Source organism: Gordonia sp. NPDC003425, assembly GCF_053588635.1.
On the sequence record NZ_JBSFQI010000004.1, the window covers coordinates 26115 to 50555 of the forward strand.

Consider the following 24441-nt stretch of genomic DNA (forward strand, 5'->3'; position numbering starts at 1 on the left):
GAGTCGCCTTAGGCTCGAGCGCATGGATCTTCCGCGCATCCCGACCCCCGATTTCGTCGCCGGACTGCCCAAGGCCGAGCTCCACGTCCACCTCGAGGGCACCCTCGAACCGGATCTGAAGCTCACCCTGGCCCAACGCAACGGCGTCGAGCTCGCACAAACCACTGTCGACGAGGTACGCGCAACCTACGAATTCGACTCGTTGGCAAGCTTTCTGGCCATCTACTACCCGGCGATGGAGGTGTTGCGGACCGAGCAGGATTTCTACGATCTGGCCTGGGCCTACCTGGAACGGGCCGCAGTCGACGGCGCGGTGCACGTCGAGATGTTCTTCGATCCGCAGGCCCACACCTCACGCGGGGTCGCCTTCGCCGATGTGATCACCGGTTATCACCGTGCTGCCGTCGACGCCGCCCGGCTCGGCATCGATGCCGGGCTGATCATGTGCTTCCTGCGTGATCTGCCTGCCGACGGCGATCCCGATTCGGCCGAGGCCACCCTGGATGCACTGCTTGCCTCGACCGAGTTCACCAGCTGGGTGCTGGGTGTCGGCCTGGACTCCGACGAGCGCAACAATCCGCCGTCGAAATTCGCCGCCGTGTTCGCACGGGCCCGGGCCGCGGGACTGCATCTCACCATGCACTGCGACATCGACCAACCCAACAGCATCGAGCACATCAGGCAGGCGATTCACGAGATCGAGGTGGAACGCATCGACCACGGCACCAACATCGTGGAGGACCCGGCGCTCGTCGACGACGCTCTGGCACGCGGTCTCGGATTCACCTGTTGCCCGGTCTCGAACAGCTTCGTCACCGACGACATGAAGTCCGACGAGATCACCTACCTGCTGGGGCGTGGTGCCGCGGTCACCGTGAACAGCGACGATCCCTCGTATTTCGGCGCGTATCTGGCCGGGAACGTGACCGCACTGGCCGAGCACGCCTCGCTGTCGACCGAGCAGGTGATTGCGCTCGCGCGCAACTCTTTTGTGGCGTCCTGGATCAGCGACGAGCAACGCCGCGACTACCTCGATCGGATTGATGCCTACGTGGCCGGGTTCGGCGGCTGACGCGGCCGCCCGGTTCGTCGGCTGTGCCCTGCCGCAAGGCGCGGCGGCGCACCGTCTAGGCTGACCACGAGCCATCAATCGAACAGCGGAGGATTGCAATGACACAGCTCGGAGTGGTCGGCGGCGGCACCATGGGCGCCGGGATCGCCGAGGTGGCGATCCGCGCGGGCGACGACGTCCTCGTCCTCGAGCGCGATCAGGCGGCCGCCGACGCCGCCCGCGCCCGGATCGAGAAGTCACTCGGCCGTGCGGTCGCGAAATCCAAGATCACCGACGACGACGCGCAGCAGGCGCTTGCGCGACTTCGGCTCACCACCACAATCGGTGACTTCGGCGACCGTGAGCTGGTGATCGAGGCACTCCCGGAGATCGAATCGCTCAAGATCGGGTTCTTCGCCGAACTCGACAAGGTCACCGCGCCGGAGGCGATCCTGGCGACCAACACGTCGTCGTTGCCGATCATCCGGATCGCCAAGGATGTCGCCGACCCCTCACGCGTGGTGGGCGTGCACTTCTTCAATCCGGTACCGGTGATGCCGCTGGTGGAGATCATCTCGAGCCTGGCGAGTTCGCCGCAGGCCATCGAGACCGTCACCGCGTACGCGCGCGACCACCTCGGCAAGCACACCATTGCGGCCGGCGACCGCGGCGGATTCGTGGTCAACGCACTCCTGATCCCGTACCTGGTGAGTGCCATCCGCATGTACGAGAGCGGGTACGCCACCAAGGAGGACATCGATGCGGGCATGGTGAAGGGCTGCGCCCACCCGATGGGACCCCTCACCCTGTGCGACCAGGTGGGCCTCGACGTGGTGCTCGATGTGTCCGAATCGCTCTACCAGGAGTTCCGCGAACCGCACTTCGCGCCGCCGCCCGTGCTGCAGCGCATGGTGGAGGCGGGCTACCTGGGCAAGAAGTCCGGCAAGGGCTTCTACGACTACAGCGCTTAGGGATTAGTCAGGGAACACCGGCAGTCCGATGATGGTGTTGCAGGCGGTGGCACCGCGTCGTAGGCCCGCATCGAACGCGGCCACGCGTTGTGCTCCGATGCCGTGCCCCGTATCGGAGCGGTTGCCACCCGAGGCCCGCAGCAGGTCCCGGGCGACGCCGAGATCGCGCCACGTCACGATGTGCCGCGCGATGTACCAGCGCATGGCCATCCCGGCCCAGCAGTCGGCGGACTGTTCGTAGCGGAACAGGTCGGGTGAATTGACCACCGTCACCCACACCGGGTCGAGTCCGGCCTTTTCCTGCAGGCCGTGGGCACTTTCGTGACTCAACGCGACCAGGGCGGTGACATCGTTGCGCAGCAGCTCCGTGTCGGTGCGGGGGTTGATGAACGTCGTCCCTTCACAGTGGTGAAGACCGAGCCCGATCGAGGAGAACCCGCAGATCCCGCGGGTGCTGCTGCTGCGCCACACGCCGACGGCGACGCTGTTGATCCACACGACCTGCTTGACCGCGGCGGATTCCTTCATGTGTGCGAGCCATTCACCGGAACGGGCGGTGGCACAGGCGGCGATGTCTTTCATATTGCTCGAACCGCAGGCCTCGAGCGATCCTGTCACCAGCGTGGTTCCCGGCGGTGGTGCCGCGGATGCGGTGCCGGCCTCGGTGGCGAACCCCGCGGTGAGGCCGAGTGCCACGACCAATAGCGGTATCGCGAGTACACGCAACGCACGAGACCCGGGTGCCGGGACTCGGGACCGGCCCCACAAACGTGTGGTGCGCGTGTGACTCATGGGGTCATTCAACCACCGTCACCCCGGAAGGTGTCCGGTATTGGTGCGGCGCAGATCCGAGAACGTCTGGATCGACGTGGAAATCGCGGTCGCCACCGGGCGATTGTCGGCGTCCTGCGTCTTCGACACCATCACCACATTGTCGATGTAGGGCTGGATCGTGCTCGTGTTCTGCACGGTCGCGACGATGATGAGCTGGAATCCGAACTTGCGGAACGCCGCCAGCGCCTGCTGGGCGAACTGAGGGTCCGATTTCGAGAACGCCTCGTCGAGCATGAGCTGCGCGAAGATCGGCCGGGTACCGCCCGACGGGTGCGACAGGTTGAAGCTCAGCGCTCCGGCGAGACAGAACGCCATCAGTTTCTCCTGCTCACCGCCCGAATTGTCGCCGGCATTGCTGTAGGTCCGGATTGTCTCGCCGGTGTCGGAGTCGCGTTCTTCGCAGTAGAAGTCGAAGCGATTGCGCACGTCGAGTGCGTCGCGCGTCCACTGCCGATCCTCCGGGGTGGAACCGGCCAGGCGTTCGCGCAGCAGCAGGATGTCGGTGTACTGCTCGAGGATCGCCTGTTCGTCACCGAAACTCACCGCGGCGGTCCGCGCGGAGATCTGCCGTGCCTTCTCGGTCAGTTCGGCGACCGCGGGCAGGTGCTTGCGGCCCGGGCACAATCGCAGCCGGGTGCCGCGGTTGAATGCCACCGCGGCCAGCCCGGTGTTGACCCGTTCGATCTGCGCCAGGATGCGCTTCTCCTCGGTCTCGGCGGCCATGTGCAGGCCGAGAATCGCGCCGGGCGCCTGCTCGGTGATCAGTCGTCGCATGCGCTCGTACGCGGCGGGTAATTCGCGCTCGTCGATACGGCGGCACAGCGCCACATAATCGTGGAGGCGCTCGTCGAGATCGTCGCTGTCATTCGGGATGGCGTCGGGGAACTCCCGGTCGTAGGCGTCGAGAATCCGGGTCAGTTCGTCGCGGGACCGGCGGGTGTCGGCTCGCATCCGGTCACGTTCGCGCGCAACGGTTTTGCGTAGTTCCTGCCGATACGGCTCGGGTGCGAGCACGTCGAGGGTGATCGCCGATTGCTCCCGGAAACCGTCGAGCGAGTTTTCCGCGTGCGCCGAGATCGGTTCGGGGGTGAGGCTTTCGACCAGTTCGAGCAGATCGGTGCGGCGGCGATCGTGGGTGGCGATCTTGTCGCGCACCAGCGCCGCCTGCGAGATGGCGGCCCGCACCTGCTCCCAGAGTTCCTCGGCCTTGCGTCCGAGCGCCTCGGTGTCGGGATGCTCCTCCATCAGCAGTTCGTACTGCTCGGTGAGGGCGTCGACTCGCCCGTCCGCGGACTCGACGTCGATCTCGCTCCATGTGGTGAACTGTTCGCAGATCCGCCGGTAGGCGTCGCGGCGTTGTTCGTGCGCGGTACGGTCGGCGTCGAGTGCGCCGCTGGCCGCGCGCGCGGCCTCGTACGAGCGGTTCTCGTGGTCGAGTTCGTCGCGCAGCGCGGCGATCTTGGCGTCGACATTGCCGACGAAGATGTACTGCGACGGACGCAGGCGCTGGCGGTCGTCCTTGATCGCGAGTTTCGCCGAGTCCTTGCGCAAACCGGTGTCGGTGACCGCCCGGGTGTGATCATTGAATTCGGCAGTGGAGTCCACGCAGACGTGGTTGCCCAACTTCGCCAGGATGGTCAGCGCCTCGTTGGCGCATGGATGATCCGGGTCGGCCGCGCGCAGCGTGGCACCGAGTGTCCCTGGTTCCGTCATCGGCGCCGGCCGGTTGTCGGCGTGGTGCAGGGCCACCCGGCCACGCATGTCGTGGTTGTTGACGAAACGTAGGGCTGCGCCGAAGTGCTTGTCCGGGACGAGGAGTCGCAGACCCGCGTGGCGCAACACCTTCTCCACCGCGACCCGCCAGCGCTCGGCGTCGGGACGCAACTCCACCAACTCGGCGACGTAGCGTAGGTCGTTCTCGTCGATGCCCAACGCACCCGCGATGGTGCGGCGGATCTCGTGCTCGGCGCGTGGAAGCGCGGACCCGGCCTGCTCGACCCGGGTGAGTTCGTCGTGTGCGGCATCGCGGTGAGTGCGGGCGGCCACCTCGGCGGCAAGGGTCTGGGCGTAGTGCGCCTTGCCGGCCTCGAGCACACCGTCGATTCGCGTGGCCTCCTCCATCAACGTCTGCCGCAGAGACCAGAACTCCTCGGCATCCTCCGGAATCTCGAATCCCAGTGCGCCGACACGGTGTTCGTATCCGGCACGCCGGATCGACGCTTCGTTGCTCACCTTCTGGGCGGTGGCCAACTGCTCCTGCAACGGCGCCAGATCCCCGGTCGAGGTGGCGACGCGCGCGAGCAGATGGCTGTGGTCCTGTCGCAGTTGGTCGTGCTGGACGTTGAGGGCGGCGAGGTCGCTGTCGAGGCGCGCGATCTGATCGTCGAGGTCGGCGATCTCTGGCTCGGCGTTGCGCAGCCGCAGATTGGTGACGTACGCGCGCACCACGTCGGGTTCGATCGTGTCGAGTACGTCGAAGCCGGCGGCCTCGGTGGCGTAGCGCTCGTGGAGTGCCTCGATGTCACCGAGAATGGTGCGTTTGCGTCGTGACACGTCGAGCAGTTCGCGGGCCTCGACGAGCGGATTGATCTGTTCGAGCGCATCGGTGATTCCGGTGATGCTGCTCGGTTCGTCGAGCATGAACTCCCGCACGAACTGCGCGAGTCCACCAACACTCTTGAGCGACTTGGCCTTTCCGAGTAGCTGTTGCGCGGCGTCGGACCCGCGGATGCCGATCAGGGAGTAGAGGGTCGAGAGGTACCGGCCCTCCCCTGGCCCGCCCTGCCAGCCGGCCTCCCGGAAACGGGCGGCGCTGTACCCCGACGACGCCCAGTCGTTACAGGGATCGACGATGTCGACGTCGCCGTCGTGGATGAAGTAGGCGCTGTGGGCGTCGGTGAGTTTTCCCGCGGCGAGCCACTTGAGCACCAGACCGGTGATGGCCGTGCCCGACGTCGACGTGTAGGTGACCGCGATGGCTGCCCATGCCGGTCCCCCGCCCCGCAGGTACATGACCTCGCGGTGCGCGCCGGTGGCGTCACGCCGTTCCCCCCACGCCCCACGCACGTACTTGCCCACGGTGCGCTTGCCGCCGGAGGAGCCGGCCGCGGTGGCGTCGCCGGAGGCGTTGAAGTTGCGACGGTTGTCGGGCAGGAACGCCAACGAGATCGCGTCGAGCAGCGAGGATTTGCCGCTGCCGGACGAGCCGGTGATGAGTGCGCCGCCGGCGCTGAATCCGATGGAGTGATAGCCGTCGAACACGCCCCAGTTGATCAGCTGCAACCGAGACAGGTAGTACTGCTCGGTCGCGTCGCTCACCATTGGTCTCCTTCGTCCCCGGGCTCGTCCTCTGCCTCGTCCTCTGCGTCGCCGGGGCCATCGTGGGCATGTGCCTCACCGGGCCCGGGTTCGGATTCGAGGTCACCACCGGCACCGATGAATTGCTCGAACTGGCGTTGCAGGTCGGTGATCACCGACGCGGTCATCACTGCCGAGATCACCGGGCTCACGGTGAAGGTGTCGGGGTCGTCGCGATGTCGCCGCAGGAAGTCGAGTTCGCAGAGCTTGTCGATCGATCGTTCTATGCGCTTGTCGAACAGGGCGAGATCCCGGTCGATCGTGTTGGACACCCCGGCGAACATCTCGTGGATCTCCTCGCGGGTGATCAGGACGGTCTCGTCACGGGCGGAACGGAAGAACTTCGCGAGGTGCAGCGCGAGGATGGCGTCGTAGGTGTCGATGGTCTCCCGCTTGAGGATCCGGCGTCCCCACCGCGAGTCGTAGCCTGCCTGCTCCACGAATGCGACCTGCAGTTCGTCGACGAGCCGCAGCCGCAGGTCGAGTTCGGAGAGCCGGGTGCGCAGCAGATCCTGATACTCCGACACCCATGCCCAGAGCTGAGGTTGCTGATCACCGCTGAGATGCCGTCGCGTCAGGAGATTCTGGAGCGCCCAGCAGGCACGGTCGGGCATCTCGGACACGTCCCCGTCGAACCGCGGGCTGCGGGGGGTGTCGTCGCGACCACGCGTCGGGGCGGTCGGCAGCTCGTCGAATCCGGCGAACTCGTTCGGCAAAGGGGCCGCCGACGGGGTGTCGGTATCGGTCATCAGACGTCGGTCTCCATCAGCTCAGCGGGTTCGGATGCGCCCGCACCGGTCGGGATCGGGTCGGAGAAGCTCGCCACGGGCACCTCGATGGCCCTGTCCTCACCTTCCAGGGAGCGGAACCGGACGAACACCGACTCCGCACCGTGTGGTCCCGGCTGGGTCAATGCCCACGACCACAGCACGATCACGTGTGCCAGGTAGGGCTCGTCGAGAGCGGCGATCAGGTCGTGCAGGAGTGCCGGACCCGAAGCGAGGGCGTCGTTGACCAGTTCGGCGAGTTCAACGGTGTCGACCTGGCCGGCCAGCGAGGCGAAAGAGGTGAGGTCGCCGCGGCCGTCGGCGGCGCGAGCCCGGGCGGGTGCCGAGGGTTCACGGATCTCGAAGGCCAACCGGCCCACCGACGTCACCGCCGGCGTGGCCAGGGGCAACTCGTAGCCGAGACGCCGGTCGGCCAGCGACTGCTTCAGCAGGTCGTTGCCGGCGGCAAGCGCGGCGTTGAGCTGACGTGCGACACCGCGACTGTCCTCGAGGGTTCCCGCAGCCACGAATCGCCGGATACGTCGGGCGCAGCGTTGCCGGGTACGGCCGACCTCGGCCATCTGATCGGCCACCAGGGTGAAGAAATTCTCCATCACGGCGCGCAGCCCCACATCGGCGGGCGGGAGGTGCTCGGCGACCACGGCGATGTCGGAGGTCAGGCGTGAGCGCCGGTCCGGATCCTGGATCATCTGTGCGAACGCGTGATACGAGGCGCTCTGTGCCGATTGCAGCAACGACTCGTAGTCGTCGAACAATTGACGCTGGGTGTCGCGGTAGGCCAGATCCGAATCGTGCGGGTCGTCGAGCAGCGCGGTGGTGATGCGATCGAGCATGGCCCCGTACTGGCCGATGTCGGTGATGATCTGTTCCATCTGATAGGCGATCGCCCGGGCCTCGTCGGTTGCTCCGCGCAGATCGGCGGGCGGGCGGCGGCCCTCGTCGAGCTCGGTGAGTTCGGTGTCGAGTTCCTCGATCTGCTGCTCGAGTTCGGCGCGGATCAATTCGGGATCATCGGTCACGCGGGTGGCCACCCGCCGCAGACCGGCGGCCACCCCGTTGATGGACCCGCCGGTGGCGACGCTGTCTTCGCGCCGCAACCGGCGCATGTAGTCGATCACCGACCTGGCCTCGGTGGTGAGGAAACAGATGTTGGGCGCATCGGGGGTGGCGGTGTCGGTGACGCGATGCACCCAGCCCTGCTTGGCCCACGACTTGATCAGGTCGAGACCGGGCGGCTGATCGGCGGCACCCTGATCGACGGCGGCGAGTTCGGTCAGGTCGCGGTCGAGGCGGATGGCGAGGTCGGATTCGGTCAGGCGGGCGCCGAAATCGAGGTGACGCTCCATCAGCGTGACGTAGAGGGCCGAGTTCGTCGCGGCGAACAACCGCACCGAGGCCGAACGCGCAATGCTGCGATTGGCCGCCCACGAGTCGGCCAGGGCCGACGACACCGCAGCGGTCGTCATGGTCACCTCACAGGTCGGCTCGGATCACGGGACCCGACGTAGTCTGCCATGCCCGTCGGACCGCGAGCCGGGGGCGTCGTGCCACCGCGGCGCGATTGCGCGCCGGGTTCACCAACAGGGGCGGCATCCGATCCGCCGACGAATTAGGGTTGATTCCGGACGCGCGGACCCGTGTGGCCGACGGTCGGACACGAAACCAGTGTGTGGCGACCGAACCCGAGAGCGAAGGCAGGTTATGAGCGAAACGCAGCCGACCATCATCTACACCCTGACAGACGAGGCGCCGATGCTGGCGACCTACGCTTTCCTCCCCGTCATCCGGACATTCGCCGATGCCGCCGGCATCGACGTCGACACCAGCGACATCTCCGTGGCCGCGCGGATCCTCGCCGAGTTCGACGACTACCTGACCGACGACCAGAAGGTCGACGACAATCTCGGTGAACTCGGGCGGCTCACCCAGGACCCCGACACCAACATCATCAAGCTGCCCAACATCAGCGCGTCGGTTCCCCAGCTGGTCGCGGCCGTCAAGGAGCTGCAGGCCAAGGGCTACGCCATTCCCGACTTCCCCGGCAGCCCGAAGACCGACGAGGAGAAGGCAATCCGCGACCGGTACACCAAGTGCCTGGGCAGTGCGGTGAATCCTGTTCTGCGTGAAGGCAATTCCGATCGTCGCGCCCCCAAGGCGGTCAAGGAGTACGCGCGCAAGCATCCGCACAGCATGGGCAAGTGGTCGATGGCGTCGCGAACCCACGTCGCACACATGACCGAGGGCGACTTCTATCACGGCGAGAAATCGATGACCGTCGACGGTGACCGTGAGGTCAAGATGGAACTCATCACCCGCGGCGGCGAGACCAAGGTGCTCAAGCCCAAGGTGTCGCTGACCGACGGCGACGTCATCGACAGCATGTACATGAGCAAGACGGCGCTGATCGAGTTCTACGAAGAGCAGATGCAGGACGCCTACGAGACCGGCGTCATGTTCTCGCTGCACGTCAAGGCGACGATGATGCGTGTGAGCCATCCGATCGTGTTCGGCCACGCGGTGCGCACCTTCTACAAGGACGCCTTCGCCAAGCACGGCGAGCTCTTCGACGAACTCGGCGTGAACGTCAACAACGGACTCTCCGACCTCTACAGCAAGATCGAATCGCTGCCGGCCTCCAAGCGCGAGGAGATCATCGACGATCTGCACAAGTGCCACGAGCACCGGCCCGAACTGGCCATGGTCGACTCGGCCCGCGGCATCTCGAACTTCCACTCCCCCAGCGACGTGATCGTCGACGCGTCGATGCCCGCGATGATTCGCGCCGGCGGCAAGATGTACGGCGCCGACGGCCGCACCAAGGACACCAAGGCGGTGAACCCGGAGTCCACGTTCTCCCGCATCTACCAGGAGATGGTCAACTTCTGCAAGACCAACGGGGCCTTCGATCCCACCACGATGGGCACCGTCCCCAATGTGGGCCTGATGGCGCAGAAGGCCGAGGAGTACGGCTCCCACGACAAGACCTTCGAGATCGAGGAGGCCGGTACCGCCAACATCACCGACCTCGCGACCGGTGAGGTGCTGCTCACCCAGGAAGTGGAGGAGGGCGACATCTGGCGGCTGTGCATCGTCAAGGACGCACCCATCCAGGACTGGGTGAAGCTGGCCGTCACCCGCACCCGCGAATCCGGTATGCCGGTGGTGTTCTGGCTCGACCCCTACCGCCCGCACGAGAACGAACTGATCAAGAAGGTCCACAAGTACCTGCCCGACCACGACACCGAGGGACTCGACATCCAGATCATGTCGCAGGTCCGGGCCATCCGGTACACGATGGAACGCCTCATCCGCGGAATGGACACCATCTCGGCCACCGGCAACATCCTGCGCGACTACCTCACCGACCTGTTCCCCATCCTGGAGCTGGGCACCAGCGCGAAGATGTTGTCGATCGTGCCGCTGATGGCCGGCGGCGGCCTCTACGAGACGGGTGCGGGCGGATCGGCGCCCAAGCACGTCAAGCAGCTGCTCGAGGAAAATCACCTCCGCTGGGATTCGCTCGGTGAGTTCCTGGCGCTGGCGGTGAGCCTGGAGGATCTCGGCATCAAGTACGACAACCCGAAGGCGAAGGTGCTCGCGAAGACGCTGGATGCCGCGACCGGCAAGCTGCTGGAGAACAACAAGGGCCCCTCGCGGAGCACCGGTGAACTCGACAACCGGGGCAGCCAGTTCTATCTGGCCATGTACTGGGCGCAGGAACTGGCCAACCAGACCGACGACACAGAGCTGGCGGAACACTTCGCGCCGCTGGCCAAGACCCTCGCCGACAACGAGGACACCATCGTCGCCGAGATGAACGAGGCCCAGGGCGGTGCCGTCGACATCGGCGGTTACTACGCACCCGACGCGGAGAAGCTGTCGGCCGTGATGCGCCCGAGCAAGGTGTTCAACGAGGCGCTGGCCGCGACGAACAGCTGACCTCGCACACTGCCCGGTGCTTATCTCTGGTGGGGACGGCTGTCCGCGCGCACCGCGGCGTCGGGCCACATCGGCGGGCACGGCGTGCCGGGCAGTGTCGCCAGCTCGAAGTGCCACCACTCGTTGGCGAACGTGCGGCACAACCCCCATCGGGAACCGTGTGTCTCCAGCCACGCCGCGCCGGCACGCGGGCCGACATCGATGGCATGCCCGCCGACATGGGTTGATTCCTCGGGCGGCAACACCCAGTGACGCGCAGCCGCCGGAGATCCGTAGGTCGCGATGCCCTCTCTCCACAGCCGGCGCTGCTCTGCGGCGGTTCTGGCGCCGGAGGTGATCCACAGGTCGACACCCTGCGCGTGTGCACGTCCGGCCGCCTGGGAGTAGGCGGCCGCGATGGCGGGATCGAGTCCGTCCGGACCCGACACCGCGTGCGCGGGTGACGCCCCCACAGCGGCGGCGCCCACCGTCATCGCCGCGGCGATCGACACCAGTGCCCCTGTCCGAAGGCCCGCGGGGAGGATTCGCATCTCACGTGCCTACCGGAATCGGACCGCCCGCGCCACCGTCCCGCGCCACCGTCATGACCAAAGACCCATCCGCGCTGCCCGCCGGTGCCCTACCGTGAAGTGCGATTTCGCTTTGACACAGGAGGCAGTGATGAGTGATCACGAGGTCCGGATGATCGTGTTGTCCACCGATGACCTGGACGAGTCGATCCGCTTCTACGGCGACACCCTCGGAATGGGACTGAAGTTCCGCGACGGCGCGCATTTCGCCGCGCTCGACGGCGGATCGGTGACGCTGGCACTGGCCACCGATGTGGATCACCCCATCCCGGGGAAGGTGGTGGTGGGTATCAAGACGACCGACGTCGACGCCGCGGCGAAAGAGGTCGAGGCAAGTGGAGGCGCCATCATCAAGGGGCCCTACGACGACGCCCACGAGCGACGTGCCGTGGTCTACGACAACAAGGGCAACGGGCTGGTGTTCTACAGCCCCCTCAAACGGTGATCCGCGGCGGCGACCCAGCCGCCGTTGGGTAGCGTGGCGCGGATGAACATTCGTCGCGCACTCGTCGTCCCGGTGACCGCAGCAGCGATCGTGGGGTTGGCCGCGTGTGGTTCGGACTCGGGCACGACCGGGGCGGCCGCACAATCGTGTCCCTCGGCAGCCCCTGATCACGCCGACCCCAACTGGACCTTGACGGGAACCACCGGTCGCGTGGCGGTCACCGGATCGACCGCCACCACCGCACCCCAGATCACCGTCACCACCCCGTTTACGGTGTCGGCGACGCAGGTGCATGTGATCAAGCCGGGTGACGGCGCCGAGGTCACCGCGGCATCCACGGTCGACGTCTGCTATGCGGGTGTCGACGGTCGCACCGGCAAGACCTTCGACAGCAGCTACGAGCGCGGCGTCCCCGCACCGTTCCCGGTCAATGGCGTGGTTCCCGGATTCCAGAAGGCGCTGATCGGGCAGCGCGTGGGCGCCGTCGTCGCGGTGGCGATGACATCGGCCGACGGATATCCCGAGGGAAACCCGGACGCGGGGATCGACAAGGGCGACACCCTCGTCTTCGAGCTCTCGATCCTCTCCGCGGAGGGCTGACCGGAGCACACCGTCACCGCACGCACCGTGCGAGCGTGTCGATGAGCGGGCCGGTCTTGCCGGTGAGGGCCGACACCGATATTCCGCGCCGCTCCAGGCCGCCATGCAGACGCTGCTGGACTTGTGCGGCGCGCACGGCAAACGCGACCATCGGTTCTTGATCGATCGGCGCGACGGTGGTCGACAGTTCGAGGGTCTCGACGTCGCGCACCGACCACAACTCCGCGGTCACCGGGAGACCGTCTATGTCGAGGCAACGCCACAGTGCCGAGCGAATGGGACCGAGCGTGATCAGCCTGTCGATGGGCACTCCCCCGGACGTGCATCCGACCACGAAGAGCCGTTGGGTGACGTCGAGCAGATGGGTGGGGTCACCGGTGGCGTCGATCGCGGCCGCCAGGGTTCCCGGCGGACGCCTGCTCATCGCCGATGCGGTGAACCACCGGCGGTCGTGACACCAGTCGTGCTTGAGGTGGAATGCGAAACCGTCGGGATCGATTCGGCCCGCTCGCTGCGCTCCCGGCGCCGGATTCATTCGGCCCGCTCGCTGCGCTCCCGGCGCCGGATCGATTCGGCCCGCTCGCTGCGCTCCCGGCGCCGGGACCTCGAACGGCTGCTGCCACGAGTCGGGCAGTTCCCGGGGGACACAGGGGGCCACCTTCACCGTCAGGTCGTCGAACTCACCCGATCGCAACCGGATGATCATGCCGCTGTCGAAGAGCGGCGCGGGTATCCCGGGCCTTGCGTCATGTGCCTCGGCGAACCAGATGTTTCGTCGGATCGGATCAGTACCGGTGCAGTCGAGTGCCGCCATCGCGGGCGCGACATCCTGGTCGATGTTGACCTTGATGCTGATGGGTGCGCTCGCCACCGAACCGCCTTTCCGGATGCACGAATCGTGCGCTGGCCGCCGACGATCCCTCTCACGCGATCTTCCGGCAGTCCGCCGGTCATTCCACGAGTACGGCACTACTCGATTCGGTGTGCCATGTCGTTCGTACCGGTGAGGTAGTCCGATACCCGGTCCGTTCGGGCCCGGTTCCCTCATAGTGTTATGGGGTCAGTGTTATCGGGTCAGTGTTATCGGGGTCGAAGTGTTATCCGGCTGGGCGCGTCCGTGCGCGGAGGAGGAATGGTGACCGATAGTCGGAGTGACCTCGTACGCGGCTTGGGTTGGGTGGCGCAGACCATCGATCGACGCGTCGGTTGGGCGCGGCTGCCCACACCGATCGCCTTGGCCGTGCTGGTGGGGCTGCGCAGCCAGTTGCGCGCGCTGAATCTCTTCGACACCGATCCGCAGCCCGAGCCACCGGCGGACCCTCCGTTGTCGTCGGCGGACCATCCCTTCCGCACCATCGACGGTAGATACAACAACCTGGAACGACCCGACATGGGCGCCGCAGGCGCACGCTTCGGACGAAACGTGCCACTTGCGGACACCGAGCCCGAGACGGGACAGCGATTCACCGAGCCCAACCCGCGCCGAGTGAGTCGAAATCTTCTCACGCGCAACCAATTCGAACCGGCGACCACTCTCAACCTCCTCGCGGCGGCCTGGATCCAGTTCCAGGTGCACGACTGGGTGAGCCACCTGACCCCCGCCGAGACCGACCCCGTCACCGATACCTGGCCGATCGCCCTCGACCCCGACGACCCGTGGCCCAACGGGAATCCGATGAGGGTCCGTCGCACACCGCAGCTGCCCGGGGCGCCCGGGCAACCGCCCACCTACGCCAACCGCGACACCCACTGGTGGGACGGCTCCCAGATCTACGGCGACGATCCCGTCTATGCCAGGGCCATCCGCGACGTCGCCGAGGACGGCACACCGTTGGCCACCATCGCGCTGGACGACGCGACGGGTTTGCCCCCCGCCGGGACCGACGACCTCCTCGATCCCAACGGGCCGGTCGCCAACTTCTGGGTGGGTCTGGGATTGATGCACTCGCTGTTTCTGCGCGAGCACAACATGATCTGTCGGCGACTGGCGTCGGCCTACCCGGAACTGATCGCAGACCAGGACCGCCTCTACAACACCGCACGGTTGGTGAACACCGCGTTGATGGCGAAGATCCACACCGTCGACTGGACCACGGCGATCATCGCGCACCCGACCACGGTGACCGGGATGCGCGGCAACTGGTTCGGGCTGCTGGGCGAGAATTTCAACGCGCGGTTCGGTCGGGTGATCGACAACGAGGTGCTCTGCGGAATCCCGGGCGGGCACACCGAACTCGACGGAGTGCCGTTCGCGCTGACCGAGGAGTTCGTCTCGGTGTACCGGATGCATCCGCTGCTGCCCGACGATCTGAAGGTCTGCGATCATCAGAGCCGCCGGGCGATCGGACGCTACGACCTCACCGGGATGCTCGCCGATCAGACTCGCGCGGTGTTGGCCGACCGGGACATGGCGGATCTGCTGTACTCCTTCGGGATCGCCAATCCCGGCGCCCTGACATTGCACAACTTTCCCACCGCGCTGCAGGATCTCGCGCGGCCCGACGGAATGCCCGTCGACCTGGCCACCATCGACGTGCTGCGCGGACGTGAACGCGGAGTCCCCCGATACAACGAGTTCCGCAGACGGCTCCGCCTACCGCCCGCGAAGTCGTTTCTCGACCTGACCCGGGACCCGAAGACCGCGGCCGAACTGGCCGCCATCTACCGGGATGTGGACGATGTCGATATCCTCGTCGGCCTCTATGCCGAGCCCAAGCCGCCCGGATTCGGCTTCAGCGAGACAGCCTTTCGTGTCTTCATCCTGATGGCCTCGCGCCGGATCGCTGCCGACCGCTTCCTCACCACCGACTTCGGTCCGCAGTTCTACACCGAGGTCGGCATGGCCTGGATCCGGGACAACACGATGCGCAGCGTGCTCCTGCGCCACCACCCCACCCTGGCGCCCGCGCTGGCCGACGTGAAGAATCCGTTCGCGCCATGGCCGGCCCCCTGAACCCCACGACCACAAGGACCCGAGAGGACTCGACCGTGCCGATGCAGCCTCCGTACGTGGAGTGGGAATCCCGATTCGAGAAGACCCCCGACGGTGAGGACGCGATCGTCGAGAAGATGGTCCGCGTGCTTCGCGACAACAACGAATACGCCTACCGCAAGTTCAAACGTGGTGTGCGCGACGCGCATGCCAAGAGCCACGGCATCCTGCGCGGCGAACTCGAGGTCCATGCCGGCTTGCCGGATGAGTTGGCGCAAGGCCTGTTTCGTGAACCGGCGACCTACCCCGTCATCACCCGGTTGTCGAGTACCTCCGGAACACTGCGCACCGACCAGATGCGCGGGGTACGAGGCCTGGGAATCAAGGTGATCGGGGTCGACGGCCCGCGGGCACTACCCGACGACACCGCCAACACGCAGGACTTCATCATGGTGACCCACCGTGAATTCCTGTTCGCCGACGCGAAGGAATACCTCGAGCGGGGCATGCCCACCGCGTGGGCGCTGGCGCACCTCACCGATCCGGTGCTGAAAGTGGGCGAGGATCTGCTGGCCGCGCTCAACGACCGCATCCTGCGGCCCCTCAAACGCCCACTGCCCGAGACGCTCGAGGTGTTCGTGCGGCCCAACACGCACATCCTGGGTGACACCTTCTACACGTCGGCTCCGCTGCGCTACGGCAAGTACATCGCGAAGATGCTCTACGCACCCTCGTCTCCGGAGGTGCGCGCCCTGGCCGGGCAACGCACCCCCGACTATCGCGGCATCAACGCCCTGCAGGACATGATGATCGACTTCTTCGGCTCACACGGCGCCGAATACGAACTGCGCGTGCAGTTGTGCACCGACGAGAAGCGCATGCCGATCGAGGACGCGACGGTCCCGTGGTCGGAGGAGGAATCGCCGCACCGCACCGTCGCCACCCTCAGATTCGCACCGCAGGACCCCTACACGCCCCAGCGACGTGCATATGGCGATGACATCTTGTCCTTCAACTCGTGGCGGGGGTTGGCGGAGCACACGCCGCTCGGTTCGATCAACAGACTCAAGCGCCGCGTGTACGACGCCTCCAGCCAATTTCGCCATCAACGCAACAATGCACCCATGATCGAGCCCGCCGGCGTGGCCGACCTTCCCGATTGACGGCGTTCTCGGCGCGGAGTGTCGGGTCGCAGCCGTATACTTTTGCGCCATGGGCGGACGTTGGCAACTGCTCGGCCGTCCCGCCGAACAGCATCGGGTCCGTTCTGCACTGACCGATGCGCGCAGCGGGGGTGTCGTGATCGTGGGCCCGGCGGGGGTCGGAAAGACCACGCTGGCGCGCGCCGTCACGGAGTCACTGAACTCACCGGTCCAGTGGGCGGCATGCACCGAATCGTCCCGGGCGATCCCGCTCGGGGCCTTCGCCCCCTGGGTCCAGTCCACCGCGTCGCGCGATCCCATCGCAGCGTTGGTCTCCGCGCGCGAGGCACTGATCGCCGAGAAGCACACGGTGATCGGGGTCGACGACGCCCACATGCTCGATCAGTTGTCGGCGACGCTGCTGCACCAGATCGCGGTGGACCGCAACGCCCGGATCGTGGCCACGGTCCGCACCGGTGAACCCGTGCCCGACGCGGTGACGTCGCTGTGGAAGGACGGGCACCTCACCCGCCTGGAACTGACGTCGTTGACCAAGAGCCAGAGCACCGAACTCGTGGAACTCGTCCTCGGCGGACCTCTGGAAGGCCTCAGCGCCGACGTGATCTGGGACTCGTCGGGCGGAAACCCGCTGTTCCTGCGCAACATGGTGGAGGGCGCCGTCGACGCGGGCACCTTGTCGGAGGTCGACGGCGTCTGGCAGCTGCGTGGACCCACCGCGGTGCCGTCGGGTCTGGTGGCGCTGCTCGACGACAGGCTCGATCGCGCGGGAGAGAGCGTGGTCGAGGCACTCAAGGTACTGGCCCTCTACGAACCGCTCGACATCGATGTGATGATCGAACTTGCCGGTGAAGCGGAGGTGGAGGCGGCCGAGAACCGCGGGCTGATCCGCATCACGCAGGACGGCCCGGCGGTCAACGCCCGATTCAGTCACCCGCTCTACGGCGACGTGGTGCGTCGACGGATCGGCACGGTGACCGGACGGCGGCTGCGGGCCAGCATCGTCGACGTACTGCGCGACCGACCGATCGATTCGCCCGCCGAGCGGATCCGGCTGGCGCGGCTGTGCGTCGACGGAAACCAGGACATCGACATCCGGTTGCTCATCTCGGCGACCAAGGACGCGATCTTCCTCGCGAATCTGCCGCTGGGCGAGCGTCTCGCGCGTGCCGCGGTGGACCGAGGTGGCGGATTGGCTGCCGCGGAACTGCTTTCGCGCGCTCTGCTGTGGCAGGGCCGGCCGCACGAGGCCGACGACGTCCTCGCCGGCTTCGACCCCGAGAACCTCGACGAACTGCAACTGGTGTTGTGGGCATTGCCCCGAATGAGCTTGTTGTTCTGGTCTATCGGCGATGTCCCCAAGAGCCGGCGCATCCTCGATCTGCTCCACGAGGAGATCGAACATCCTGTTCTGCGGCAGGTGGTCAATGCGGTCGGCGCCGCGATGGCCGTGCACGAGAACAGATTGGACGAGGGAATCGCGGACGCGGAGAAAATCCTCGCCATCCCCGACGCTCCCAAGCAGGCGGTGGATTTCGCCGCATTCGCGGCAGGGCTGGCCATGCCCGTGGTCGGCCGCGGCCACGACTACGCCCCGTATGCGGCGCGGTGCCGCGCCGAGCAGAAGGCCACCGACGGCATGGTGCGAGTCATGGTGCGCTACTGCGACGTTCTCGCGCTCACCATGCTCGGCGAAATCGAAACAGCCCGCAAGCGGGCCACCGAGTACACCGAATTCTCTTCTGCGGGACAGTTTCTGGGGTGGGCGATCGCCAAGATCATGACCGGCCTGGCCGCCACCTACCACGGCGCGTTCCGGGAGGGCATCAACGAGATCGAACAGGCACTCGCCGCACTCAATGCCGAACAATCACTGCCGTGGCGACTACCCGCGCGCCTCATACTCGTTCGGGCCTACGCCGCGTTGAACGAAGCCGACGAGGCGGAGCGGGTGTTGCGCGAGGCCGACGAGCACACCGGGCAGCAAGTGGCGATCCACGAACCGCAGCGGGTGATCGCCCGTGCCTGGTTGGCCGCCGCGCAGGGCAGCCAACGCGACGCCATCGCACACGCCCGGGAAGCGAGCCGTATCGCCCGTGAATCGGGTCAGTTCGCGCTGGAAGCCGAGGCCCTGCACCACGCAACGAGATTCGGGGACACGAGCACTGCGGACCGGTTGGCCGAACTCGCTCCTCGGCTGCAAGGCGTCGCGGGGCGTCTGTTCGCACGGCACGCCGCCGCGGTCGACGCCTCCGACCCTGATGCGCTCGACGCGGTGAGCCACGACTTCGAGGAGATCGGGCTGCTGCTCTCGGCCGCCGACGCGGCCGCGCAGGCGGCCACGATGTACCGACACGCGGGACGTCGCAAGGAGAACGCCGCCACCGCCGCCCGTGTGCTGCGGCTGTCGACCGCGTGCGACGGGGCCACCACCCCCGCGATCCGGGCCACCGCGCGTCCCCTTCCGGTCACGGCACGCGAGCGGGAGATCGCCGCCCTCATCTCGCGGGGACTGACCAACCGGGAAATCGCCGATCGGCTCACGGTGTCGGTGCGCACCGTCGAGGGACACATCTACCGCGCGTGTATCAAACTCGACGTCGCCGACCGCGACGAGTTCGCGCAGCTGGTGTGGGATTCCGATGCCGGGGGTGCACGCGCCTGATCGGGCGCGTCGGATCACAGACCGAGATAGTCGGCGAGGTGAGTGGCCGTCAGCGTTTCGCGCGCGGCGACGAGGTCATGCGGGGTGCCCTCGAACACCACCGCGCCACCGTCGTGTCCGGCGCCCGGACCGAGATCGATGATCCAGTCGGCATGCGCCATCACCGCCTGATGGTGCTCGATGACGATGACCGACTTTCCGGCGTCGACAAGGCCGTCGAGGAGATCAAGCAGATGTTCGACGTCGGCGAGGTGCAAGCCGGAGGTCGGCTCGTCGAGCACATATACGCCGCCGCGCTCACTCATGTGGATGGCCAGCTTGAGGCGTTGGCGTTCGCCTCCCGACAGTGTGGTGAGCGGCTGGCCGATGGTGAGATAGTCGAGCCCCACCAGGCTCAGATTGCGCAAGAGCTTCTGTGCCGCAACGACCTTGGTGTCGCCGGAACCGAAGAAGTCGAGCGCGGCGGCCACCGGCATCGCGAGAATCTCGCTGATGTCGCGGCCACCGAGTGTGTAATCGAGGACCTCCGGGGAGAAACCCTTACCCCCGCACAGCTCGCAGGTCACCGCCACCCCGGCCATCACCGCGAGGTCGGTGTAGATCACCCCGCTCCCCTTGCAGTTGGGGCAGGCGCCTTCCGAATTCGCGCTGAAGAGACCAGGTTTGACACCGTTTGCCTTGGCGAAGGCCTTACGGATCGGCTCGAGCAGTCCTGTGTAGGTCGCGGGGCTGCTGCGGCGGGAACCGCGGATCGGGGTCTGGTCGATGAGCACCACGTCGTCTCGCTGTGCCACCGCCCCGCCGATCAGTGAGCTCTTGCCCGATCCGGCGACCCCGGTGATCACACAGAGCACACCAAGCGGGATGTCGACGTCGACGTCGCGCAGGTTGTGCGCGTTGGCGTTGCGGATCGGCCACGCACCCGTCGATGCGCGTACCGAGTCCTTCACTCGTGCGCGGTCGTCGAGATGCCGTCCGGTAAGGGTGTCCGCGGCTCGCAACCCCTCGACGGTCCCCTCGTACATCACCTCGCCACCGTCGGCCCCGGCGCGCGGACCGAGATCGACAATGTGGTCGGCGATCGAGATCACCTCCGGCTTGTGCTCGACGACGAGTACCGTGTTGCCCTTGTCGCGCAGGCGCAGCAGCAGCCGATTCATCCGTCCGATGTCGTGCGGGTGTAGCCCGACCGTGGGCTCGTCGAAGACATAGGTGACGTCGGTGAGGGCCGATCCCAGGTGCCGGATCATCTTGGTGCGCTGCGCTTCTCCGCCCGAGAGGGTGCCCGCGGGACGGTCGAGGGAGAGGTAGCCGAGGCCGATCTCGACGAACGAGTCGAGTGTTGCGGCGAGGGTGTCGCGCAACGGCGTGACCGACGGGTCGGTGATCTCCCGTACCCAGTCGGCGAGATCGCTGATCTGCATCGCGGACGCGTCGGCGATACTGTTCCCGCTGATCAGGGACGACCGTGCCGCTTCGTTGAGACGCGTCCCTGCGCAGTCCGGGCAGGTGGTGAACGTGATCGCGCGGTCGACGAATGCGCGGATGTGCGGTTGCATCGCGTCGCGGTCCTTGGCCAGGAAGGACTTCCGGATCTTCGGGATCAATCCCTCGTAAGTCACATTGATGCCCTCGACCTTGATCTTCGTGGGCTCCTTGTAGAGCAGATCGTCGAGTTGCCGTCGGGTGAACTCGGCGATCGGCCGGTCGGCGTCAAAGAAGCCGCAGCCACGGAAGATCCGGCCATACCAGCCGTCCATCGAGTAGCCGGGAATCGTGATGGCGCCGTCGCTGATGGATTTCGACGCGTCGTAGAGCGCGGTCAGATCGAAATCGGAGACACTCCCCCGCCCCTCGCACCGCGGGCACATGCCGCCGGTGATCTCGAAGCTGCGGCGCTCCTTGACGGTGCGCCCGCCCTTCTCGAGGGTCACCGCACCGGCTCCGCTGACCGAGGCGACATTAAACGAGAATGCCTGCGGCGAGCCGAGGCGGGGTTCGCCGAGGCGGCTGAAGAGGATCCGGAGCATCGCGTACGCGTCTGTCACGGTCCCCACGGTGGAGCGCGGGTCGGCACCGATGCGTTCCTGGTCGACGACGATCGCGGTGGTCAATCCATCGAGCACATCGACATCGGGCCGGTCCGGTGTCGGCATGAAACCCTGTACGAACGCGCTGTACGTCTCGTTGATGAGGCGCCGCGACTCGGCGGCGATCGTCCCGAACACGAGTGAGCTCTTTCCGGACCCGGACACACCGGTGAACACCGTGAGCCTGCGTTTGGGAAGGACGATGTTGACGTTCTTGAGGTTGTTGACGCGCGCACCGACGACGGTGATCGCGTCGTGCCGGTCGGCTGCGAGCACGCCGTCGCCTGTGGATCTGGCTGCGGGCATGGTGATGTGGACCTCGTTCCGTGTGGCTTTCGTCACCACGCTAGCGGGTCGATCTGACCCGGGGTGTCGTCTCTGTCGGCTCGTCCGCCTCGATGCCCGGGCCCTCGCCGCGACTCAGCGTGCGCCACAGCGGGATCACGCAGATATCGACGATCTCGTCGATCGTGGTGGGCGACAGCGCTCCGGAGATCAACATCTCATGGCGTGCGAGATCGAACGGTAACGACAGCGCCCGAGGGGGAAGCGTCAGCGCACCGAGTTCGCCGCGACGGCGGGCGCGCTCGAGCGTGGGGCCGAGGATCCCGTCGACGTGACTGCCGAGCAGGGTGCGGAAGGTCTCGGTGGTGCCTGCCGGGAGTTCGGCGATGAGGCTGTGAATCGTGGGGGTACCGATCTCGTCGAGTCGGTCGCGCATCGCGCTCAGGAGCACGCGCACATCACCACCCAGCGAACCGGTGTCCGATGTCACGAGGGCCTCCCTCGCCGATGCGGCGAGCGCAGCGAGCACCATGTCGGCGCGGGATCCCCATCGTCGGTAGAGCACGGTCTTCCCGGTGCCCGCGGCCGCGGCGACGCCCTCGTAGGTCAGCCCGGCGTAGCCGTGTTCGGCGAGCTCGCGCCGCACCGCATCGAACAGTTCGTCCTCGAGTTCCTGGCCCCGGCGTCGGCGCATCACGTCTCCTCCACATCCGATACGTTGCGTATCTTATACGATCGGCCTAGTCTTCTAGGAAACGTTGCGTATCTAAGGAGACAGGCTGATGACGACCAACGGTCCGACAACGGCATCGACATCGATGCCGAAGATCATCGCGGTGGTGGTGGGGACGTCGATCCTCTTGTCGGTGATGGTGTTGCTCTTCGCGCTGCCGGCGGCCCGGTCGGCGCCGCATCACGTCCCGGTCGGTGTGGTGGCGTCCGAGCAGGCGCAGTCGGCGGTGCGCCACGGCGGCGGCGACGGTTTCGAGTTCACGTCCTATTCCGACGAATCGGCCGCCCGCACCGCGATCGAGCACCGCGAGGTCTACGGTGCCGTGCTGATCGGGCCCACCGGCGACGTGACCACGCTGGTGGCGTCGGCGGCGAGTCCGACCGTGGCCACACTGATCCAGACGATGGGACAGCGCGTCGCGTCGTCGACCCGGGGCACCGCGACATCCCACGACATCCGCGCGTTCCCGGCGAAGGACCCACGGGGCGCGGGACTCTCGGCCGGTGCCCTACCCCTGGCCCTCGGCGGGTGGATCACCGCGATGGTGATCATGCTGGTGTTGCACACGCCACGAGCCCGCGTCGCCGCCGCCCTGGGCGTGTCGGTGATCGGCGGGCTGGCGCTGGTCGCTCTCCTGCAATTCGTGGTGGGGACGTTCGACGGCAACTATCTTCTGACGTCGGTCGCGGCGATGCTCGGCATCGCGGCGACGTGTTTCGCCGTTCTGGGATTGCGTGAGTTGCTCGGCGGACCGGGCATCGCCATCGCGGCGGTCGCCCTGATCCTGCTGGGCAATCCGCTGTCGGGACTCTCGAGCGCCCCGGAGATGTTGCCGACGCCATGGGGTGCCGTGGGACAGTTGCTGCCGCCCGGCGCCACCGGTTCCCTACTTCGTGACGTGGTGTTCTTCGACGGTCACGGCATCGCTCATGCACTGACGGTCCTGTTGTGCTGGCTGGTCGGTGGCCTGGCGCTCTACGCCCTCGGGGTTGCTCGATCACGGCGGGAACACACCACCGATGTCGATGTCATCGAGTTCGACAGTCGCCGCGAGACCGTCGAAGCCTGACCGTGCAGCCGGCGGTCACCGGCGCAGCACTGCGAGCGCCGCACGCGCCATGGCCTGCTGCCCCGCCGGATTGGTGTGCAGGAACGGATATTGGCGAGAACCGATGATGGGCTCCACCCACCGCTCGCCGGGTCCGGCGCAGGCGTCGTGTCCCGCCGAGGCCTCGGCGAGCGAGACGAATGTGCTGCCGGTGGCCGCCGCTGCCCGCGCGGCGGCGGCGTTGAGTGCGGTGATCGCCGAGTGGAGGTAGCCCACATCACCCCGCGCCGTCAGTAGGGACGCGGCGCAGGCGCGGTCGCCCTCGGCGGGAAACATTTGCGGGTAACCGAGCACCAGCAACCGGGCGTTCGGTGCGGCACGAAGGATCGCTTGGTATGCGCCCACGAGCGCGGGGTAGGTCGAATCAGAGATCTCCGCGGCCAGGGAGTTGCCGTAGCGGTCGCGGCACGGGTGAGCGGCACCCGGAGAGGCGAGGTGGGCGGTCATACAGCCATTGGTGGCGGTGGTGAACAGATCACCATTGTTGGCGCCGATGGTGATGGTCACCAGGCGGGTCCGCGCATCGAGTGCGTCGAGTTGGGGTGCCACCCACGGATAGCGGCTGCGGAACAGGTTGTCGGTATCCGCACCCCCGCAACTGACGTCACGAACCCGCACGCCGAGGACGGCAGCGACCTGACGGGGGTAATTGTGCGCGGAGTTCGAGCAGAGCGGCGCCGCGCCGGGAGCCGGAGGCATCACGCCGGACGCCGACGAGTAGCTGTCTCCGAGGGCGACGTACTCGACAGGTGGGACGGTCCGATCCGGTGGTACTGCCGACGCGGCGCCGCCGCCGAGCGCGAGCGCGGCCACTGCCGCGATTGCCACCAACATCGCCCGACCGGGGTTCATCCGTCCACTTTGACGCATTTGACCGCGCGTCGCGACCAGTAAACCCCGCGCATTTCGGTGTA

The 24441-nt window shown here is 66.8% G+C and carries 18 protein-coding genes; 9 read left to right on the plus strand and 9 right to left on the minus strand.

The window, feature by feature from the left end:
• The first annotated feature begins 22 nt into the window (after positions 1-22).
• The gene (add, locus tag ACWDTD_RS06470) at positions 23-1072 is read left to right on the plus strand and encodes an adenosine deaminase (RefSeq protein WP_449746265.1); all 1050 of its coding nucleotides are present in this window, start codon (positions 23-25) and stop codon (positions 1070-1072) included.
• A 98-nt stretch (positions 1073-1170) separates the two neighbouring features.
• Positions 1171-2022: a 3-hydroxybutyryl-CoA dehydrogenase gene (locus ACWDTD_RS06475; protein WP_449746266.1), complete on the plus strand. Its 852-nt coding sequence runs from the start codon at positions 1171-1173 to the stop codon at positions 2020-2022.
• Between the two features lie 3 nt (positions 2023-2025).
• Here the strand turns inward: ACWDTD_RS06475 and ACWDTD_RS06480 are convergent, their stop codons facing one another.
• The 4 genes from ACWDTD_RS06480 to ACWDTD_RS06495 all read right to left on the minus strand — a co-directional run bounded on the left by ACWDTD_RS06480 (position 2026) and on the right by ACWDTD_RS06495 (position 8467).
• A complete protein-coding gene (locus tag ACWDTD_RS06480) occupies positions 2026-2718 on the minus strand; it encodes a hypothetical protein (RefSeq protein WP_449746267.1) in 693 nt (230 codons plus the stop codon).
• Positions 2719-2832: 114 nt separating this feature from the next.
• On the minus strand, positions 2833-6174 hold the full coding sequence (locus ACWDTD_RS06485; protein ID WP_449746268.1) for an ATP-binding protein: 3342 nt from the start codon (positions 6172-6174) through the stop codon (positions 2833-2835).
• Entirely contained in the window at positions 6171-6962 is a 792-nt protein-coding gene (locus ACWDTD_RS06490) for a DUF4194 domain-containing protein (RefSeq protein ID WP_449746269.1), read from the minus strand. Before ACWDTD_RS06490 ends, ACWDTD_RS06485 begins: the two co-directional genes overlap by 4 nt.
• The gene (locus ACWDTD_RS06495) at positions 6962-8467 is read right to left on the minus strand and encodes a DUF3375 domain-containing protein (protein ID WP_449746270.1); all 1506 of its coding nucleotides are present in this window, start codon (positions 8465-8467) and stop codon (positions 6962-6964) included. Before ACWDTD_RS06495 ends, ACWDTD_RS06490 begins: the two co-directional genes overlap by 1 nt.
• Positions 8468-8702: 235 nt before the next feature.
• Between ACWDTD_RS06495 and ACWDTD_RS06500 the strand changes: the two genes are divergently transcribed.
• On the plus strand, positions 8703-10940 hold the full coding sequence (locus ACWDTD_RS06500) for an NADP-dependent isocitrate dehydrogenase (protein WP_449746271.1): 2238 nt from the start codon (positions 8703-8705) through the stop codon (positions 10938-10940).
• A 20-nt stretch (positions 10941-10960) separates the two neighbouring features.
• Here the strand turns inward: ACWDTD_RS06500 and ACWDTD_RS06505 are convergent, their stop codons facing one another.
• The gene (locus ACWDTD_RS06505; RefSeq protein WP_449746501.1) at positions 10961-11413 is read right to left on the minus strand and encodes a M15 family metallopeptidase; all 453 of its coding nucleotides are present in this window, start codon (positions 11411-11413) and stop codon (positions 10961-10963) included.
• A gap of 187 nt (positions 11414-11600) precedes the next feature.
• On the opposite strand from ACWDTD_RS06505, the gene ACWDTD_RS06510 reads away from it, so the two are divergent.
• Together ACWDTD_RS06510 and ACWDTD_RS06515 are read left to right on the plus strand one after the other, a co-directional pair.
• Positions 11601-11954 carry a VOC family protein gene (locus tag ACWDTD_RS06510; protein WP_449746272.1) on the plus strand — a complete coding sequence of 118 codons (354 nt, stop codon included), beginning with the start codon at positions 11601-11603 and terminating at the stop codon, positions 11952-11954.
• A gap of 42 nt (positions 11955-11996) precedes the next feature.
• Complete coding sequence (locus ACWDTD_RS06515; RefSeq protein ID WP_449746273.1) at positions 11997-12554, plus strand: FKBP-type peptidyl-prolyl cis-trans isomerase; 558 nt, start codon at positions 11997-11999, stop codon at positions 12552-12554.
• 13 nt (positions 12555-12567) lie between these two features.
• On the opposite strand, the gene ACWDTD_RS06520 is transcribed toward ACWDTD_RS06515, so the two are convergent.
• Complete coding sequence (locus ACWDTD_RS06520) at positions 12568-13425, minus strand: hypothetical protein (RefSeq protein WP_449746274.1); 858 nt, start codon at positions 13423-13425, stop codon at positions 12568-12570.
• 261 nt (positions 13426-13686) lie between these two features.
• On the opposite strand from ACWDTD_RS06520, the gene ACWDTD_RS06525 reads away from it, so the two are divergent.
• From ACWDTD_RS06525 to ACWDTD_RS06535, 3 genes are read left to right on the plus strand one after another with little or no spacing between them, the layout of a single operon-like run.
• Positions 13687-15507: a peroxidase family protein gene (locus ACWDTD_RS06525; RefSeq protein ID WP_449746275.1), complete on the plus strand. Its 1821-nt coding sequence runs from the start codon at positions 13687-13689 to the stop codon at positions 15505-15507.
• Positions 15508-15548: 41 nt separating this feature from the next.
• On the plus strand, positions 15549-16649 hold the full coding sequence (locus ACWDTD_RS06530; RefSeq protein ID WP_449746502.1) for a catalase family protein: 1101 nt from the start codon (positions 15549-15551) through the stop codon (positions 16647-16649).
• A gap of 49 nt (positions 16650-16698) precedes the next feature.
• Positions 16699-19311 (plus strand): LuxR C-terminal-related transcriptional regulator, encoded by a 2613-nt coding sequence (locus tag ACWDTD_RS06535; protein WP_449746276.1) that lies wholly within the window; start codon positions 16699-16701, stop codon positions 19309-19311.
• A gap of 14 nt (positions 19312-19325) precedes the next feature.
• Here ACWDTD_RS06535 and ACWDTD_RS06540 read toward each other — a convergent pair whose 3' ends face one another.
• Together ACWDTD_RS06540 and ACWDTD_RS06545 are read right to left on the minus strand one after the other, a co-directional pair.
• Positions 19326-21707, minus strand: coding sequence for an ATP-binding cassette domain-containing protein (locus ACWDTD_RS06540; RefSeq protein WP_449746277.1), 2382 nt, complete (start codon positions 21705-21707; stop codon positions 19326-19328).
• A gap of 40 nt (positions 21708-21747) precedes the next feature.
• Positions 21748-22380, minus strand: coding sequence for a TetR/AcrR family transcriptional regulator (locus ACWDTD_RS06545; RefSeq protein WP_449746278.1), 633 nt, complete (start codon positions 22378-22380; stop codon positions 21748-21750).
• An 88-nt stretch (positions 22381-22468) separates the two neighbouring features.
• Here ACWDTD_RS06545 and ACWDTD_RS06550 point away from each other — a divergent pair, with 88 nt between their 5' ends.
• The gene (locus ACWDTD_RS06550) at positions 22469-23488 is read left to right on the plus strand and encodes a hypothetical protein (RefSeq protein ID WP_449746279.1); all 1020 of its coding nucleotides are present in this window, start codon (positions 22469-22471) and stop codon (positions 23486-23488) included.
• 15 nt (positions 23489-23503) lie between these two features.
• On the opposite strand, the gene ACWDTD_RS06555 is transcribed toward ACWDTD_RS06550, so the two are convergent.
• The gene (locus ACWDTD_RS06555) at positions 23504-24379 is read right to left on the minus strand and encodes an SGNH/GDSL hydrolase family protein (RefSeq protein ID WP_449746280.1); all 876 of its coding nucleotides are present in this window, start codon (positions 24377-24379) and stop codon (positions 23504-23506) included.
• Between the last annotated feature and the right edge of the window lie 62 nt (positions 24380-24441).